General features: G+C 71.1%; 19 protein-coding genes. 1 reads left to right on the top strand and 18 read right to left on the bottom strand.

Annotation, left to right across the window (positions count from 1 at the left end):
* The gene (gene flgC / locus LRS14_RS29395; protein WP_046113888.1) at positions 1–402 is read right to left on the bottom strand and encodes a flagellar basal body rod protein FlgC; all 402 of its coding nucleotides are present in this window, start codon (positions 400–402) and stop codon (positions 1–3) included.
* Positions 403–404: 2 nt separating this feature from the next.
* Positions 405–773, bottom strand: coding sequence for a flagellar basal body rod protein FlgB (gene flgB, locus LRS14_RS29400; protein WP_046113887.1), 369 nt, complete (start codon positions 771–773; stop codon positions 405–407).
* Between flgB and flgA the strand changes: the two genes are divergently transcribed.
* Positions 766–1,497: a flagellar basal body P-ring formation chaperone FlgA gene (gene flgA / locus LRS14_RS29405; protein WP_257802102.1), complete on the top strand. Its 732-nt coding sequence runs from the start codon at positions 766–768 to the stop codon at positions 1,495–1,497. The two genes, flgB and flgA, sit on opposite strands and share 8 nt — an antisense overlap.
* A 13-nt stretch (positions 1,498–1,510) precedes the next feature.
* On the opposite strand, the gene LRS14_RS29410 is transcribed toward flgA, so the two are convergent.
* From LRS14_RS29410 to fliF, 16 genes are all read right to left on the bottom strand, one after another.
* The gene (locus LRS14_RS29410; RefSeq protein ID WP_257802103.1) at positions 1,511–2,266 is read right to left on the bottom strand and encodes a glycoside hydrolase family 73 protein; all 756 of its coding nucleotides are present in this window, start codon (positions 2,264–2,266) and stop codon (positions 1,511–1,513) included.
* Between the two features lie 16 nt (positions 2,267–2,282).
* A complete protein-coding gene (flgN, locus tag LRS14_RS29415; RefSeq protein WP_046113885.1) occupies positions 2,283–2,705 on the bottom strand; it encodes a flagellar export chaperone FlgN in 423 nt (140 codons plus the stop codon).
* Positions 2,702–3,022, bottom strand: coding sequence for a flagellar biosynthesis anti-sigma factor FlgM (gene flgM / locus LRS14_RS30515; RefSeq protein WP_310740898.1), 321 nt, complete (start codon positions 3,020–3,022; stop codon positions 2,702–2,704). The genes flgN and flgM overlap by 4 nt, the downstream gene beginning before the upstream one ends.
* Positions 3,019–4,074 carry a flagellar motor protein MotB gene (locus LRS14_RS30520; RefSeq protein ID WP_046113884.1) on the bottom strand — a complete coding sequence of 352 codons (1,056 nt, stop codon included), beginning with the start codon at positions 4,072–4,074 and terminating at the stop codon, positions 3,019–3,021. Before LRS14_RS30520 ends, flgM begins: the two co-directional genes overlap by 4 nt.
* Positions 4,061–4,978 carry a flagellar motor stator protein MotA gene (motA, locus tag LRS14_RS29430; RefSeq protein ID WP_046113883.1) on the bottom strand — a complete coding sequence of 306 codons (918 nt, stop codon included), beginning with the start codon at positions 4,976–4,978 and terminating at the stop codon, positions 4,061–4,063. Before motA ends, LRS14_RS30520 begins: the two co-directional genes overlap by 14 nt.
* A 26-nt stretch (positions 4,979–5,004) precedes the next feature.
* The gene (locus tag LRS14_RS29435; RefSeq protein WP_257802104.1) at positions 5,005–5,739 is read right to left on the bottom strand and encodes a FliA/WhiG family RNA polymerase sigma factor; all 735 of its coding nucleotides are present in this window, start codon (positions 5,737–5,739) and stop codon (positions 5,005–5,007) included.
* A gap of 4 nt (positions 5,740–5,743) precedes the next feature.
* A complete protein-coding gene (fliL, locus tag LRS14_RS29440) occupies positions 5,744–6,199 on the bottom strand; it encodes a flagellar basal body-associated protein FliL (protein WP_257802105.1) in 456 nt (151 codons plus the stop codon).
* 3 nt (positions 6,200–6,202) lie between these two features.
* The gene (locus LRS14_RS29445; RefSeq protein ID WP_257802106.1) at positions 6,203–7,480 is read right to left on the bottom strand and encodes a flagellar hook-length control protein FliK; all 1,278 of its coding nucleotides are present in this window, start codon (positions 7,478–7,480) and stop codon (positions 6,203–6,205) included.
* Positions 7,477–7,782 carry a hypothetical protein gene (locus tag LRS14_RS29450; RefSeq protein ID WP_046113880.1) on the bottom strand — a complete coding sequence of 102 codons (306 nt, stop codon included), beginning with the start codon at positions 7,780–7,782 and terminating at the stop codon, positions 7,477–7,479. Before LRS14_RS29450 ends, LRS14_RS29445 begins: the two co-directional genes overlap by 4 nt.
* On the bottom strand, positions 7,775–8,167 hold the full coding sequence (fliS, locus tag LRS14_RS29455) for a flagellar export chaperone FliS (RefSeq protein ID WP_046113879.1): 393 nt from the start codon (positions 8,165–8,167) through the stop codon (positions 7,775–7,777). Before fliS ends, LRS14_RS29450 begins: the two co-directional genes overlap by 8 nt.
* 7 nt (positions 8,168–8,174) lie before the next feature.
* Positions 8,175–9,530: a flagellar filament capping protein FliD gene (gene fliD / locus LRS14_RS29460; RefSeq protein ID WP_257802107.1), complete on the bottom strand. Its 1,356-nt coding sequence runs from the start codon at positions 9,528–9,530 to the stop codon at positions 8,175–8,177.
* Between the two features lie 82 nt (positions 9,531–9,612).
* Positions 9,613–10,053, bottom strand: a complete 441-nt coding sequence (gene fliJ / locus LRS14_RS29465) for a flagellar export protein FliJ (protein WP_046113877.1) — start codon at positions 10,051–10,053, stop codon at positions 9,613–9,615.
* Complete coding sequence (gene fliI, locus LRS14_RS29470; RefSeq protein ID WP_046113876.1) at positions 10,050–11,360, bottom strand: flagellar protein export ATPase FliI; 1,311 nt, start codon at positions 11,358–11,360, stop codon at positions 10,050–10,052. The genes fliJ and fliI overlap by 4 nt, the downstream gene beginning before the upstream one ends.
* The gene (gene fliH, locus LRS14_RS30525; protein WP_310740899.1) at positions 11,357–12,418 is read right to left on the bottom strand and encodes a flagellar assembly protein FliH; all 1,062 of its coding nucleotides are present in this window, start codon (positions 12,416–12,418) and stop codon (positions 11,357–11,359) included. The genes fliI and fliH overlap by 4 nt, the downstream gene beginning before the upstream one ends.
* Positions 12,419–12,423: 5 nt before the next feature.
* Complete coding sequence (locus LRS14_RS29480) at positions 12,424–13,443, bottom strand: flagellar motor switch protein FliG (protein WP_046113875.1); 1,020 nt, start codon at positions 13,441–13,443, stop codon at positions 12,424–12,426.
* On the bottom strand, positions 13,418–15,178 hold the full coding sequence (gene fliF, locus LRS14_RS29485; RefSeq protein ID WP_257802108.1) for a flagellar basal-body MS-ring/collar protein FliF: 1,761 nt from the start codon (positions 15,176–15,178) through the stop codon (positions 13,418–13,420). The genes LRS14_RS29480 and fliF overlap by 26 nt, the downstream gene beginning before the upstream one ends.
* Positions 15,179–15,196: the final 18 nt, after the last annotated feature.

The raw sequence follows: 15,196 nt of genomic DNA on the forward strand, positions 1-15,196 counted from the left end.
TCAGCCCTCGCCCAGCTTCAGCAGCGACTGCTGCATGCCCTTCAGGCGCGACATCACCTCCACGTTGGTCTCGAAGGCGCGCGAGGCCGACATCATGTCGGTCATCTCGGCCACGGGGCTGACGTTGGGATAGAACACCATGCCCTCGTCGTTGGCCAGCGGATGGTCGGGCTCGTACGACTTGCGCAGCGGCTCGGTGCTCTCCACCACGTCCAGCACCTGCACCGAGGTGCCGGCGCCCTGGGCGATGGCGGCGAACACCGGCTTGCGGGCCTTGTAGGTATCGGTCTCGCTGCCGGTGGCCGACTGTGCGTTGGCCAGGTTGCTGGCGATGGTGTTCAGGCGCACGGTCTGCGCCGACATGGCGGAGCCGGCGATCTGGGCGATGTGGCGGAATGTCATGTTCAACGTCCTTCGATGGCCTTGGCCAGGCCGCGCAGCTTCATGTTCACGAAGGTGAGGCTGGTCTGGAAATCCGAGGCGTTCTGCGAGAAAGCCGCCTGCTCCACGCCCAGTTCGACGGTGTTGCCGTCCTGGGTGGGATGGAAGGGCACGCGGTACTTCGGGTCCTCGGCGCCGGTGTCTAATGACAGGCCATCGGCGTCCTCGCCGGTTTCGACCTGGCGCAGCGTCGCTGCGAAGTCGATGTCGCGTGCCTGGTAGCCCGGCGTGCTTTCATTGGCGATGTTGGATGCCAGGATCCGGGTGCGTTCGGCACGCAGCGCCAGCGTGTTGGCATGCGTGCCCAGCGCCTGTTTGAAGTCGATGCCCATGCTGCTCCTTTGCCTGTCGAGAAAATGGTGGTCCGTGTGGCCGCTGGCCTATGCCGCGGCCGTGGCCGCCGCGCCTGCCGCGGCCGTGCCGTCGATGGAAGCGGCCGTGGCCGAGGCCGCGCGCGAGGCCTTGCACCTGCAGGCCGAGCGCGACGGCCTGCTGGCCCCGGAGATCGAGGTCAGCGTGTCGCCGGTGGGCACGCGCGAGGCACCGCGCTGCGCCCAGGCGCCGTTGGTCGAGACGATGGAAAACCGCTTCGCCAGCCGCATGCGCTTCGCCGCCCGTTGCCCGGGCGTGGAGGGCAGCCGCACCGTCTTCGTGGTGCGCGGCTCGCTCAGCGCCGAGGTGGTGGTCGCGGCCACGTCGGTGGCCTCGGGCAAGCCGATCGCCGCCAGCGACCTGATGCTGGACCGGCGCGACGTGTCGTCGGTGCCCGACCCGATGTCGGACATCGAGGAAGCGGCCGGCCAGGCGGCGTTGCGTCCGCTGCGGCCCGGCCAGGTGCTGCAGAAGCGGCTGCTGAGCGCGCCGGTGCTGGTCAAGCGCGGCGACGTGGTGGTGATCGAAGCCCGCAGCGGCCCGGTGCAGGTCACGGCCAGCGGCGAAGCGCTGGAGCCCGGCAAGCGCGGCGAGGTGGTGCGGGTGCGCAACGTGAACACCGGCAAGGTGATCCGCGCACGGGTGATGGAGGCCGGCACGGTGCAGCCGGCCGACATGCCCTGAGCCTGCAGCGGCTTCATCGTGCACGCAGCCGGTTGACCACGCTTACCAGCTTGTCGGCGTAGTTGGGGTCGGTGGCATAGCCGCCGCGCGCCAGCGCCTCGGCATAGGCGCGCACGTCGGTGCCGGTGTTCAGCGCGGCCTGGTAGCGCGGGCTGGTCTGCATCAGCTGCGTGAAGTCGCGGAAGGCTGCGCCCGCATCGGGATAGCTGCGGAAGCGCTCGGTCTTCTTCAGCGCCACGCCGTCCTCGTATTCGGTGGTGAGGGCATCGGCACTGCCGCCGCGCCAGCCGCCGCCGGCCTTGATGCCGAACAGGTTGTGGGTGCTGCTGCCATCGGGCTGGCGCAGCGGGCGCTGGCCCCAGCCGGACTCCAGCGCGGCATGCGCGGCCAGGATGTCGGGCGCCACGCCGAGCTGCTGCCCCGCCTGCTCCGCCCACGGCGCGATGTGGCCGAGGAAGGCATCGCGCTCGACCGAGCCGGCCGACACCTCGCCCAGTGCACCGCTGCCCTCCAGCGCGGGCAGGGGCTGCAGGGCGTTGTGGCCTGCGGCGGCCGTAGGCACCGGCGTAGCCTGCATCCGGGCCAGGTAGGCGCGTGCCGCGCTGCTGAGCGCGGGCACGTCGCTGCCTTGCGGTGTGCCATGGGCGATGTAGTCGCGGATCTCGCCGTCGAGCTGGGCGAAGGTCTGGCTGAAGCGGCCGCCGCTCGAGGCCATGGCCGCCGGTGCCGGCGCGGTGGGCGTGGCGGCGCTGGCCGGACGGGCCGGCATGGTCAGCAGGGCGAGCTCAGGCCGGAACATAGGTATCCGCCTCGCCGGCCAGCACACGCTGCATCAGCGCATGCTGTTCCATCATCAAACGGCAGTTGCGGCCGTTGAGGGCCTTGCATTCCAGCACCAGGGCCTCCAGCGCCTGCCACAGCTGCCGCACCGCGGCCTGCATGTTGCTCGCGAAGAGCACGATCACCTGCTCCATCGTGGCCGGTGCGCGCAGGCCCAGCAGGGCCACCGCGCGCATGCGCTCGCGGCGGCGCTGGTCCAGCACCGCCACCTGTGCGGTGATGCGCTCGCCCAGCGCGGTGAGCGCCTGGGTGTCATGGCGCAGGGCGGCGTCGAACTGCTCGCCCAGCAGCTGGCGCAGCTGCTGGTAGTCGGCATGGTCGGCATGCACGCCGGAGATCAGGCTGCGCAGCACGTCGGAGCGTTTCATGAGCGGCTCCCGTGGAAGCGCTGGATCAGGCCGGCCAGCTTGGCCGCGTCGAAGTGCAGGTCGCCGCGCGCGATGGCGTCGCGCAGCTCGGCCACCTTGGCATGGTCGATCTCGGGCAGGTTGGCCATGGCGGCCAGCGCGGGGCCCAGCACGGCGGACTGCAGCACCTGCGGCGCGCTTGCGGCGGCGGCGCCGGCCATCGCACCCGCTTCGGCCGCCGGTGCGGTGGCAGCCACGCCGGCCAGCTTGCCGGTGCCGGAAGCGGCTGCGCTGCGCAGCGGGGCACCGCGGGAGGAAGACGACTTGGTGGTTCTCATGGCGTGTTCTTCCGGGTGTCGGCGGCCTGCAGCGGGGCCGCCGTGTCGCGGCCGGCCAGTAGCTGGGTGCGCAGCGCGGCCACGCCCTGGTCGGCCTTGGCCGGCACCACCGACAGGCTGCCGGGTACCAGCGCCTGGCTGCGCGTGGGCATGCCGTACATGGCGCTGACGTTGCGCGCCTGGTCGGGCGTGAGCACCATCAGCTCGATGCGGCGGTTGACGTCTGCGCGCGGGTTGTCGGGGGTCATCGGGGCGCGGTCGGCCATGCCCACCACCTGCAGCACGCTGGACTCGGGCATGCCGCCCATCAAGAGGTGCGAGCGTGCGGCCGAGGCGCGGCTGTTGGACAGCGCCCAGTTGGAAAAGGCGGTCGGGCTCTTCTCCACGTACGGCAGCGAGTCGGTGTGGCCGACGATCATGAGCTGGTTCTCGATCTGCGCGAACAGCGGGCCCAGCGCCTGCATCAGCCCGCGGAAGCGCTCCGTGGGAATGGCGCTGCCGCGCTTGAACATGCCTTCGCGCTCGGTGTCGTGCAGCATCACGCGCAGGCCGTAGGGCGTGATGACGGATTGCAGGTTGTCCTCCAGCCCGGCGCGGCGGCTCACGTCGGCCAGCACCCGTGCCAGCTCGTTCATGTCGGATTCGCTCTCGTAGCGCGACTTGGACAGCTTGGGCGTGGGGCCGGCGCCTTCGCCGGAAGAACGTGCGCCGGGGTTGCCTTCCTTGTTGGTGGGGTCGTCGCCGCGGCTGGGCACCGGTTCGCGCGAGATCAGGCTGCCCAGCGCGCTGCCGGGCTCGCCGGGAATGCGCCCGCCGCCGCCGCCGTCCATCGGGCTGCCGCCCTGGGCCATGCGCAGCTGTTCGGCGGTTTCCTGCTGCTCACGCGAGGCCATCAGCCACAGCACCAGGAACAGGCACAGCAGGGCCAGGCAGAAATCGGCAAAGGCGACCTTCCAGGCGCCGCCGTGGTCGTCATGGTGGCCCTTGCCGGACACCCGCTTGACGACGGTTTCCTCATGGTGGCCCTTGCCCTTGGCCTCAGGCTTGGACACGCTTGTCTCCCGCCCGTCGCGCCGGCGTGCCGTCCGGGTCGCCGGCGTTCTGCATCTTGTCGATCCAGCCTTCCAGCACGGCGAAGCTGGGCTTGATGTTGAGCTGCACCAGGCGGCGGCCGGCGTCGATGGCCAGCAGCGGCGGCTTGCCGGCCACGTGGGTGCACAGCACCACCTTGACCGATTCCAGCGCCTGCATCTCCTCGGCCACCAGCTGCTTCATCATCATGCTGATGGGGTCGAGCAGGCCATAGCACATGAAGATGCCGATGAAGGTGCCCACCATGGCCGCACCCACGCGCACCGCGATCTCGCCGATGGCGGCGCCGTCGGCCACCACGTTCATCGTCATCACGATGCCGAGCACGGCCGCAAGGATGCCGAAGCCGGGCATCGCCTCGCCGATCTTGGCGAGCGACTTGGCCGGCTGCATCAGCTCCTCGTGGATGGCCTCGATCTCCTGTTCGAGGACACCCTCCAGCTCGTGTGCGTTGATCTTGCCCATCGCCATCAGGCGGAAGTTGTCGACGATGAAGTGGAGCAGCTTCGGCTCCTCCAGGATCAGCGGATAACGCTTGAAAAGCGCGCTCTCATGCGGCGCTTCCACGTGGGCGTCGAGCGCCTTCAGCCCGCCGGCGGCGGTCTGCAGCAGCTCGTACATCAGCAGCAGCAGCTGGCGCTGGAAGTCGCCGCCCTGCTTCTTGCGCAGCAGCACCTTGCGCACCTGCAGCCACATCTCCGACAGCACGTGGCCGGGGTTGCCGAGCACGATGGCGCCGGCGCCGGCGCCGACGATGATGACCACCTCCACCGGCTGCCAGATCATCGCGATGCTGCCGCCGTGGAAGAGGAAGGCGCCGAACACGCTGCCCAGGATGATGAGGATGCCGACGATGGATTGCATGGCTTTGTGCTTGGAAGCGTGGGGTGTCAGGCCGGCTGCAGGAAGGTCTTCATCTTCCGCAGCGCACCCTTGTTGATCTGGCAGACGCGGGCCTCGGTGACATCGAGGACGGCCGCGATCTCCTTCAGGCTCAGCTCGAATTCGTAGTACAGCTGGATGACGCGCTGCTCGCGCACGTCCAGCGCCTTCAGCGCCTGCTCCAGGCTGCGCCGCACCACGTACTGCTCTTCGGGCGAGCGCTGGTCGCTGGGCACCAGGCTCAGCTCGGCCACCAGTTCGTCGAAGCTGGAGAGCTCCTCGGCGTTCTCGTCGAGCTGGTGGTCGCTCCACTGCTCGGGCGTCAGGCCCAGGGCCTTCATCACCTCGGCATCGCTGGGCTCGCGGCCCAGCTTGCGGGTGAGGATGCGCACGCCGTCGCGGATCTTGTGGCTGTCCTGGCGCACGCCGCGCGGCCGCCAGTCCTGGCGGCGCAGCTCGTCGAGGATGGCGCCACGCACCCGCATGGCCGCATAGCTGCCGAACTTTTCGTCCGGCGGGCCGTAGCGGCGCAGGGAATCGAGCAGGCCCATCAGGCCCACCTGTTCCATGTCGTCGCGGCCCATGGTGACGGTGACCTGGGCATTGAGCTGCCGCACGATGCGCTTGACCAGCGGCGCATAGGCCACCAGCTGCGCGCCTTCGTCCAGCGCGCCATGCAGCACCGCCGGCGGCGCTTCCGCGGCACCGTATGCCTGTTCACCGTAGACGGCCTGATAGGTCATCGGCTCACTCGATGATCAGCTTGCCGATCATGGCCGTCTTGAACGGCATCTCGCGCTGCTCCGCCTCGTAGCTCTTGGCGAAGGCCGCGTTCACCTCTTCGGTGTACTGGTCGATCGTCATCTTGCCGGCGGTTTCCAGCGTGTGCGCCGACAGCGCCTTGACCACCACGCTGCGCAGCAGCGGCAGGTGGTCCTTCATCACCTTCTCCTGCTCGGCCGGCGTCTTGAACACCAGGTCCACCGCCAGGTAGCGCGACAGCGGTTCGCCTTCGCGGCCGCGCAGCATCACCAGCACCTTGTCCAGGCTCACGTACTTGTAGACGGTCTTGTCGACCTTCTTGGCCTCTTCCACGTGTTGCTCGGGCTTGGGCTTGAGGTACCACCAGGCGGCGGCACCACCACCACCCAGCACCAGCACCGAGGCAACGCCGGCGATCAGCAGGACATGCAGTTTCTTCATGGGTTACTCCAGGCTGGACGCCAGGGAGAAGGCGCCGGCCGTGCTGCCGCGCTCGGCCTCGGCCAGGGCCTGGCCGGGGCGTTGCTCGGGCTGCGGCTGGCCGCCCTGGCGGCGGCGGCCATCGGCATCGCCGTGCTGCTGCGCCGCCACGTTGACCGAGACGTCGGTGTACTGGCGCTGCGACAGGTCCTGCCGCAGGGCTTCGCTGATGCCTTGCAGCTGCCGCTGCACATCGGGGTGGCTGGCGCTGAGCTGCACCTGCAGCGCGCCGCCTTCATGGCGCAGCACGATCTCCACGCTGCCCATGGCCTGCGGATCGAGGCGGATGACCGCATGCTCGCTGCGCTGGGCGATCTGCACCTGCACCCGTTCGCCCAGCGCTTCCAGCAGCGCCTGGCCGTGGGCCGGTACCGGCTTGGCCGCCGCGGCCGTGCCGGCGGTTGCCGTGGTGGCCTCCACCGCATAGCTGGCGCCATCGGCCGGCGGCAGCGCCCAGGCGGCGGTGTTGGCGTCGTCGCGGCGAGCGGAGGGCGGCGTGGCGGCGTCGGCCGGCAGCGCCAAGGCCTCGCGCGGCGGCTGGGCGGTGGACACCGGCAGGGTGGACGGCGCGGCGAGCGCACCGGTGCTGGCCGGGCCGCTGGCGGGCAGCGTGGCCTGCGCTTGTGGACGTTCGGCGACCGGCGCCCGCGCGGCGCGGCCCGCGGCACCGGCGCCACCGGTCGGCGTGGCCACCGGCAGGGCGGCGGTCGACGGCAGCGCCGCCGGGGCGCCGGCGGCTTGTGTGGCCGCCAGGGCGGGCACGGCGCTGGACGCGGGCTGGGCCGTGGTCGGGCCCGCCGGGGTGGCGGCCCCGCCCGGCTGCACGGCGGCGGCAGGCGGCAGGCTGGCCATGAGCATGGCGGCATCGCTGCGCCAGGCCGGCGTGAGTTCGGCGGCCGGCACCGGCAACTCGGGCGCACCCGGCGGCAGTGCAGGCAGGACGGCGGTGGTCGTGGCGTCGGCCTCTGCATCGGCCGGCTCCGCCGTCTCTTGCGCGGCGCCGTCGGCTGCGGGCGTCACCAGGCCCAGGCTGGCCAGCAGCGCATTGAAGGCGCTGGGCACGGCGGCGACCGGCGTGGCGGTGGCCGGCTGCTGGGTCGGCATGCCGGCCGGCAGGGCTTGCGCCGCGGGCGCGGCCGGCGTGGCGGCCGCGGCGGCCACGGGCAGCAGGGCGCCGGCGGTGCCCTCGGGCACGGGCGCTGCGGCCTGGGTGGGCACGGTGACGTGGGCGGGGATGTTCATTCGGTGTCCCAGGCGTTGCCGCCTGCGTAGGCCAGCCAGCCTTCGCGCTGCTGGCGCATGGCGTCGAGCTGGCGGCCCAGGGCCGTGAGGGCGCTGCCACAGCGCTCGCGCGCGGTGGCGTGGCTTTGCTGCAGCTGCTGCAGCGCGATGCGTTCGATGTCCGACCAGGGGCCGGCGGCGGCCAGGCCGGGCAGGCCGGCGGCCACTTCGCGGTCGGCGCGTGCCAGCGCCGCCCAGTCGTCGTGGCGGGCTGCGGTTTCCAGCCGCTGGCGCCAGCCCAGCAGGGCGGGACGCCTATCCATGGCGTGCCTGCAGGCCCAGCCAGCCCTGCTTGAGCGTGGTCAGCAGGCCGGTCACCTCGTCGATGATCTCCGGGTCCAGCTGGGTGCCGGCGTGGTACAGGCGGTCGGCGCAGTAGTCGTACAGGCGGTCCAGGTTCTGCACGATGTCGCCGCCGTTGTCGAAGTCCAGCGAGCTGGCCAGGCCGTGCAGGATGTCGATGCACTTGTCCAGGCTGCGGGCCTTCATCTCGTAGCGGCGTGCCACCACGTGGGCACGGGCGCGGGCCAGTTCCTCGAGCAGGCCGTCGGTCAGGATCAGCACCAGCTGCACCGGCGACGCCTGTGCCGTCTGGGCGCCGAGGTTCACCGCGTGGTAGCTGCGATAGCCGTCTTGGTTCAGGTTCATGGGGGTGTCAACTCGACAATGAGGTGAACAGGTTGGTGGTCTCGCTCATGTTCTGCTGCAGCGACTGGAGCTGCGTGAACTGCGCGAGGTACCGCGAATACAGGTTGTCGTACTGGGTATCGAGCCGGGACTGGCGCGACGTGAGGGCTTTCTGCGTGGAGGACACCGAGTCCTGCCGCTGCTTGATCTGGCCGCTGGCGCTGTTGGTCCACTGGTCGATGTACTTGTCCAGCGCGCCGAACAGCCCGCTGGGCGCGGTGCTGCTGGAGCTGCCCAGCACCGTGTCCAGCCCGGTGGGATTGGCGGCCAGCGCCTTCTCCAGCTTGGCCTGGTCCAGCTGCATGCTGCCGTTGCGGTCCAGCGTGATGCCGAAGTCGGACAGCTTCAGGCCGCCCACTTCCTGGCGCACCAGTGCGCCCAGGCGGCCGACCATCGAGCGCACGCTGGCATCGCTGGCGAAGGCACCGGCGGCGGCGCCGGTGTCCTTGTTGGCGGTGCGGGTCAGCTCGCCCAGGCTGCCGCGCAGCGCGTTGTAGGCATCGACGAAGCTGCGCACGTTGCTGGCGGTGCCGCCGGCATCGTTGCTCACCGTCAGCGTCACCGGGGCGTCGCCGGGCGCCATCGCCTTGGTGAAGTTGATCGACACGCCCTGCACCGCGGTGAAGGTGTTGGAAGCCTGCTGCAGCTGCACGCCGGTGCCTTGGGCGCCCAGCCAGACGATGGCGTCCTGCGCGCCTACCAGCGTGTTTCCGCTGGCCAGCTTGGCCTTCAGCGCGCCGTCGGTCAGGCCGCTGGTGTCCAGCGTCACCGCGCCGCCCGCACCTGACTTGCCCGACGACAGCACCAGCTGCGTGGCGCCACCGGCGGTGATGACGCTGGCGGTCACGCTGCCCTTGTTGTCGGCATCGTTGTTGATGGCGCGCGCCAGCTCGGCCGGCGACAGCAGGCCGCTGGCGTCGCTGTCGGCGCCGGCAAAGCTCACGTTGAAGCTGGTGCCGTCGGCCAGCGAGAAGCCCAGCGTGCCGGTCTCCGCGGCATCGGCCACGTTGGCGTAGGCCACCTGGTGCGTGGTGGCCAGTTGCTGCACGAAGAACGAGTAGGTGCCCGGCTGCGCCGTGGCCGAGGCGGTGGCCGTGCCATGGGTGGTGCTGTCGAAGCTGGCCGCGTACTTGATCACGCTCTTCTTGGTCGACAGGCTGGCCATCGCCGTGTCGAAGGCCATGAGCGACGAACGCATCTTGGTCAGCGCCGCCGAGGTGGCCGTGGCCGCCTTGGTCTTGTTGGTGAGCTGCGTCTGCGCGCCCTGGGTGTAGGCGGTGGCCAGTTGCTGGGCGATGGTGGCGGGATCGAAACCGGTGGTCACAGGGCACTCCTCGAAAGCGTGGTGGTCCTGAGGTCAAGGCGACCGCAGGCGACCCGCGCTGAAATGCAAGGCCGGGCGGACATCACGCGCGCCCCCGCAGCCACACCTGGGCGGCCAGGTCGTCCGACAGCTTCTGGTCGCGCACGCCCTGGGCGCGCAGCAGCGCCAGCGACTGCTTCTCGACCACCTGGCGCAGCACCTCGTGGCCGCGCGCGGCCTGGTGCAGCGCCTGCTGGGCCACGGCCATCTGCGCCTCGTGCGCGGCCAGGTCGTTGGCATGGGCCGCGGTCATCGCCAGCAGCGACTGCTTGTAGGCGCTGCTGTTCATCGCCAGCGCCGCGCTGGCCTTGCCGGAGGGCAGGCCGGTATCGGCGTCGCGGCACAGGGCACGCATGCGCTCCAGGTTGCTCAGGTAGCGCTGGCGCACGGCCTCGCGGGCGGCGAAGTCGCTGGTCAGGCGGTCCACTTCCTTCTCCCGCAGCTCGACCAGGCGGTCCAGCGGAATCGGCTTGGATGAACTCATGCCACCACCTCGCCCAGCTGGGCCACGCTGTCGGCCAGCGGCGCGGCTTCACGCACGCCCTGGTGCAGGAACTGCTCGATGCGCGGCCAGGCATTCACCGCGCGGTCGGTCACCGGATCCGCGCCGGGCACGTAGGCACCCAGCGGCAGCAGGTCGCGCACCTGCGCATGGCGGGCCACCATGGCCTTCAGCGCCCGCGCGGCCAGCTGGTGTTCATGCGTGGTCACCAGCGCCATGCAGCGGCTGATGGACTGCGCGATGTCGATGGCGGGGTAGTGGCCGCGCTCGGCCAGCTCGCGCGACAGCACGATGTGGCCGTCGAGGATGGCGCGTGCGGTGTCCACCACCGGGTCCTGCTGGTCGTCGCCTTCGGCCAGCACGGTGTAGATGGCGCTCATGCTGCCTTCGGCGTTCTCGCCGTTGCCGGCGCTTTCCACCAACTGCGGCAGCATGCTGAAGACGCTGGGCGGATAGCCGCGCGTGGCCGGCGGCTCGCCCAGGGCCAGCGCCACCTCGCGGCGGGCCATGGCATAGCGGGTGAGCGAATCCACCAGCAGCAGCACGTCCTGGCCCTGGTCGCGGAAGTGCGCAGCGATGGCATGGCACAGCTCGGTGGCGCGCACCCGCATCAGCGGCGATTCGTCGGCCGGGGCCACCACCACCACGGCGCGGGCCAGGCCGGCCTCGCCCAGCGAGAGGTCGATGAACTCGCGCACCTCGCGGCCGCGTTCGCCGATCAGGCCCACCACCACCACGTCGGCCACGGTCTGGCGGGTGATCAGGCCCAGCAGCACGCTCTTGCCCACGCCGCTGCCGGCCATCAGGCCCACGCGCTGGCCCTTGCCCAGCGTGAGCATGCCGTTGATGGCGCGCACGCCGACGTCCAGCGGCTCGTCCACCGGGCGCTTCTTCAGCGGATTCACACGCGGCGGCTGCGTTTCCAGCACATGGTCGCCGCCCAGCCGGCCGAGGCCGTCCACCGGCTCGCCCAGGCCGTTGACGATGCGGCCCAGCCATTGCGGGCCGATCTGCAGCGCGCTCTGGTCGGGCTGCGGCAGCACGCGGGCACCGGTGCACAGGCCTTCGGGCTGCTTGAAGGGCATCAGGTAGGAGACGTCCTCGCGGAAGCCGATCACCTGCGCGTCGATCCAGCCGCCGTTGCCGGTCTCGATGCTGCAGCGCTGGCCGGTGCGCAGTGCGCAGCCGACGCTTTCCAGCAGCAGGCCGGAGGCGCCGACCAGCCGGCCAGTGGGCGTGGCCACCGGCACGCTGCCCAGCTGCACCTGGCGGAGCGCGGCACCGATCATGCGGTCACCTCTTGCGTGGCGGCGGCCTTGCGGCGGCTGGCCGGGGCCTTGGCGGCCGGCTTGTCGGCCGCGGCTTCAGCAGGCTTGGTGGCGGGGGCCTTGGCAGCGGCCTTGGCCGCGGACCTGGCGGCCGGCTTGGCCGCGGTGGCCGGTGCGGCGGCAGCGGGTGCCTCGGCTTGCGGCTCGGCAGCGGGTTTCTTGCGCGCGGCGGGCGCCGGGGCGGGCGCGATGGGATCGGCAGGCGCGGCCACCGGCGCGGCTTCGGCAATGACTGCCGGTGCGGCGACTGGCGCGGGTGCAGGTGCAGGTGCAGCCACGGCCGGTGCAGCTGCAGGTGCAGGTGCAGGTGCGGCCACGGCCGGTGCCGGTGCCGGCTCGGCCCCGGCCGGCGCGGGGTTGTCGATCAATTGCGAGCGCACCTGGTCCATGCAGGCGGCCAGGCGCTGGCGGCAGCCGGCATCGGCTTCGCGGCGGCCGGCCTTCACGCGGCATTCGCCGGCGTCCAGCGTGGCATCGGGCACCAGCGTCCAGCGGCTGGCGCGGTCCGGGTCCACGTCGCGGATGCGCTGCAGGTCCTCGGGATTCAGGTGCACTTCCACCTTCTCGTGCGGCGGCGGCATGGTGGCCAGGGTCTCGTCCACCAGGTGCAGCAGCTGCACCGGCTGCAGCGCCAGCTCGCAGCGGATCACCTGGCGGGCCACGCGGGCCACCAGGTCCACCACCTCCTCGCGCATCGCGGCCTGGTAGTCGGCCTGCGCCTGCTGCAGCGCGGCCAGCACCGCGTCCACCGGGCCGGCCAGCTTGTCGAAGCGGGCGGCGGCCTCGCGCCGGCCTTCCTGCACGCCGATGCGGCGGCCTTCGTCGCGGCCGATGGCCTGGCCGTCGTCGCGGCCACGCTGCAGGCCCTGGTCATAACCTTCGCGGTAGCCGAGCTGCTGGCCATGCTGGAAGCCCTCGGCCAGCGAGGCCTGCGCATCCGGCGAGTAGCCATGCGACTCGCCGATGGCCTTGGCCACGTTGACCTTCGCCAACGGCGGAAACCGATGCGGCCGGATCATGCTCATCATTCCACCGTCGCCTCGGCGAACAGCTGGATCTCGATCTCGCCGTCGTCCACCAGCGCCTTGACCTGGGCCATGATCTCCTGGCGGGTCTGCTCGACGCGGGACAGCGGCACCGGGCCGCTGCGGCGCATCGTGTCCTCGAAGGCCTGCGCCTGGCGCTTGGGCATGGTCTGCAGGATGGCGTCGCGCACAGCTTGCTCGGCGCCCTTGAGCGCGATGGCCCACTGCTCCAGCGGCACCGCCTCGATGATCTTCAGCAGGTTGGGCTCGCTCTGGCGGCCCAGCACGCCGAAGTCGTACATGCTGATCTCCAGCTCCTGCATCACCTCGGGGTCGTGGGCGCGCAGCAGCTCCACCATCTGCTGGCGGTTGCCGGGCAGGCGGTTGAGGATCTCGGCGGCCTGGCGGATGCCTTCCACGCTGGTGCTCTGGGTGCTCAGCGTGTCCAGGCAGCGGTCCACCAGCAGGTCGAGCTCGGTCAGCAGCTCGCGGTCGATTTCCTTCAGCCGGGCCACGTTCAGCAGCACCAGGTCACGGCCTTCGGCGGGCAGCGCATCGATCACGCCGCCGGCCATGGTGCTCGGCAGGAAGGCGAGGAACACCGCCTGCATGCGCACATGCTCGTTGGCGATCTGGTCGGCCAGCCACTTGGGCGAGGCCCATTGCAGCCGCGCCATCTTCGGGCGGATGGCATCGCCATAGATGCTGTTGAGCACGCTGCTGGCGATCTCGCGGCCCAGCGCCAGGTCCAGCGAGCGCTGCAGGTAGCTGCGCGAGGCGCCATGCACGCCGCTTTGCTCGCGGTAGTCCTCGAAGAAGTGCTGGATGGAATGCTTGACCGATTCCACCTTGATGCCGCTCATGCGCGACATCACCTGCGTGACTTCCAGCAGCTCCTCGCGCGACAGGCAGCGCAGCACGGCCGCGGCCGGCTCCTCACCCATGCTCAGCAGGACGATGGCGGCCTGCTCGACCGGGCTCAGGCTGCCGCCTTCAAGCGGGTTGTTCTGCTCGCTCATTCTTCTGCACCCACTGTTTGACGACTTCGGCGACCCGTTCCGGCTCCTTGCCGGCCAGGACCTTCAGGTGATCGACCAGCACGTCCACCGGCGAGCCGGGTGGCGGCAGGTCGTAGTTCTCCAGCAGCGGCCGCACGGACATCTCGCCCGGTGCGCCGCCCGCGGCCGCGGCCATGGCGGCGGCAGTGGCGGCAACCTGCGCGGCACCCGGCAGCGCGGCCTCCGCACCACCCGGCTTGGGCAGCGCGGCCAGGCCGGCGGCGCCGGATGAACCCAGCGCCGAAGGCCGGTCGGTGGTGGCCGGCAGGGCCTGCGGCGCCGGCGGGATCTGCGTCACCGGCGTGATGGCGGCGGGGCCGAAGCGGTGCGCCATCAGCTTCATCAGCGGACGCACGATCAGCAGGAAGCCCAGCAGGGCGGCCACGGCATAGCCCACGTAGCCGGTGATGTCGACGATGTTGTCGCGCTGCTGCCACCAGGGCTCGGGCGCCGGCCGTGCGGGGAAGGGCAGGGCCGAGACCACCAGCGTGTCGCCGCGCTCGGCGTTGATGCCCAGGCCGCTGCGCAGCATCTTCTCCACGCCGGCGATCTCCTCGGGCGTCCAGCTGCCCTTGCCGCTGGGCGCGGCCGCGGTGTTCAGCACCACCGCCACGTTCAGCTTGGCCAGGCGGCCGCGGCTGCGCTTGATCTGGGTGATGTTGCGGTCGTAGGCGTACTGGCGGGTGGTGGCGTTCTTGCTCGCCGTGCCGGCATCGGCCGGCTGCGAGGCCGCCACCGCCACCGGCCGGTTGCTCAGGGAGCCCGGCACGCCCAGGGCCACGCCGTCGCGGTCCATCTCCTGGCGCATGGCCTCGTTGGTCACCTTGGGCGTGGCGCCGTAGGTCTCGTGCGTTTCCTGGATGCGGTCGTTGTCGACCTGCGCGGTGACGCTGGTCTTGTAGTTGTCCTCGCCCAGCACCGGCGCCAGCAGGTCGCGCACGTTGCGGCGGGCGTCGTCGCTGAAGCGCTTGGCCGCATCGTTCATCTGCGCGGTGCCGTCCACGGCATCGGCCAGGTCCACGCGGGCCGACAGCAGGTTGCCGGCCTGGTCCACCAGGCTCACGCGTGCCGGCTCCAGGCTCGCCACGCTGCCGGCCACCAGGTTGATGGCCGCGGCGATCTGCTCATGGCTCAGGGTGCGGCCGGGCTTGAGCGCCACCACCACCGAGGCCGAGCTCTTCTCGCCGTCGCTCACCACGAAGGACGACGACTTGGCGATCGACAGGTGCACCCGCGCCGAGTCCACCGCGTCGAAGGTCATGATGCTTTGCGCCAGCTCGCCTTCCAGGCCGCGGCGGAAGCGAACGTCCTGCACGAACTGGCTCACGCCCAGCGGGTCGTTCTTGTCCATCAGTTCCAGGCCGGTGGGCAGCTTGGCCGTCACGCCCTTGGAGGCCAGCAGCATGCGCACCTTGCCCAGCTGGGCCTCGGGCACCAGCACCTGGCCGCTGTCGGGATGGATGCGGTACGCCACGCCCTCGGCGTCCAGGACGGCCATCATGTCGGCGGCGGCGATCTTCTCGCGGGCACCGAACACGGCCTTGTAGCCGGCCTGGTCGCGCCACAGGAACATCAGCACCGCCAGCGTGACGCCGACGGCCAGCGTGATGATCGGGCCTAGGCTCTTGACGAGGCCGGGCGGCAGGGCGCCGCCGGAGCTGAGGCGGGCGAAGACGGGCTTGAGCGTTGTGATCACGGGGTGCGGGCGGTGAGG

This window comes from Aquincola sp. J276 (genome assembly GCF_024700035.1).
GTDB classification, from domain to species: Bacteria; Pseudomonadota; Gammaproteobacteria; order Burkholderiales; family Burkholderiaceae_C; genus Aquincola; species Aquincola tertiaricarbonis.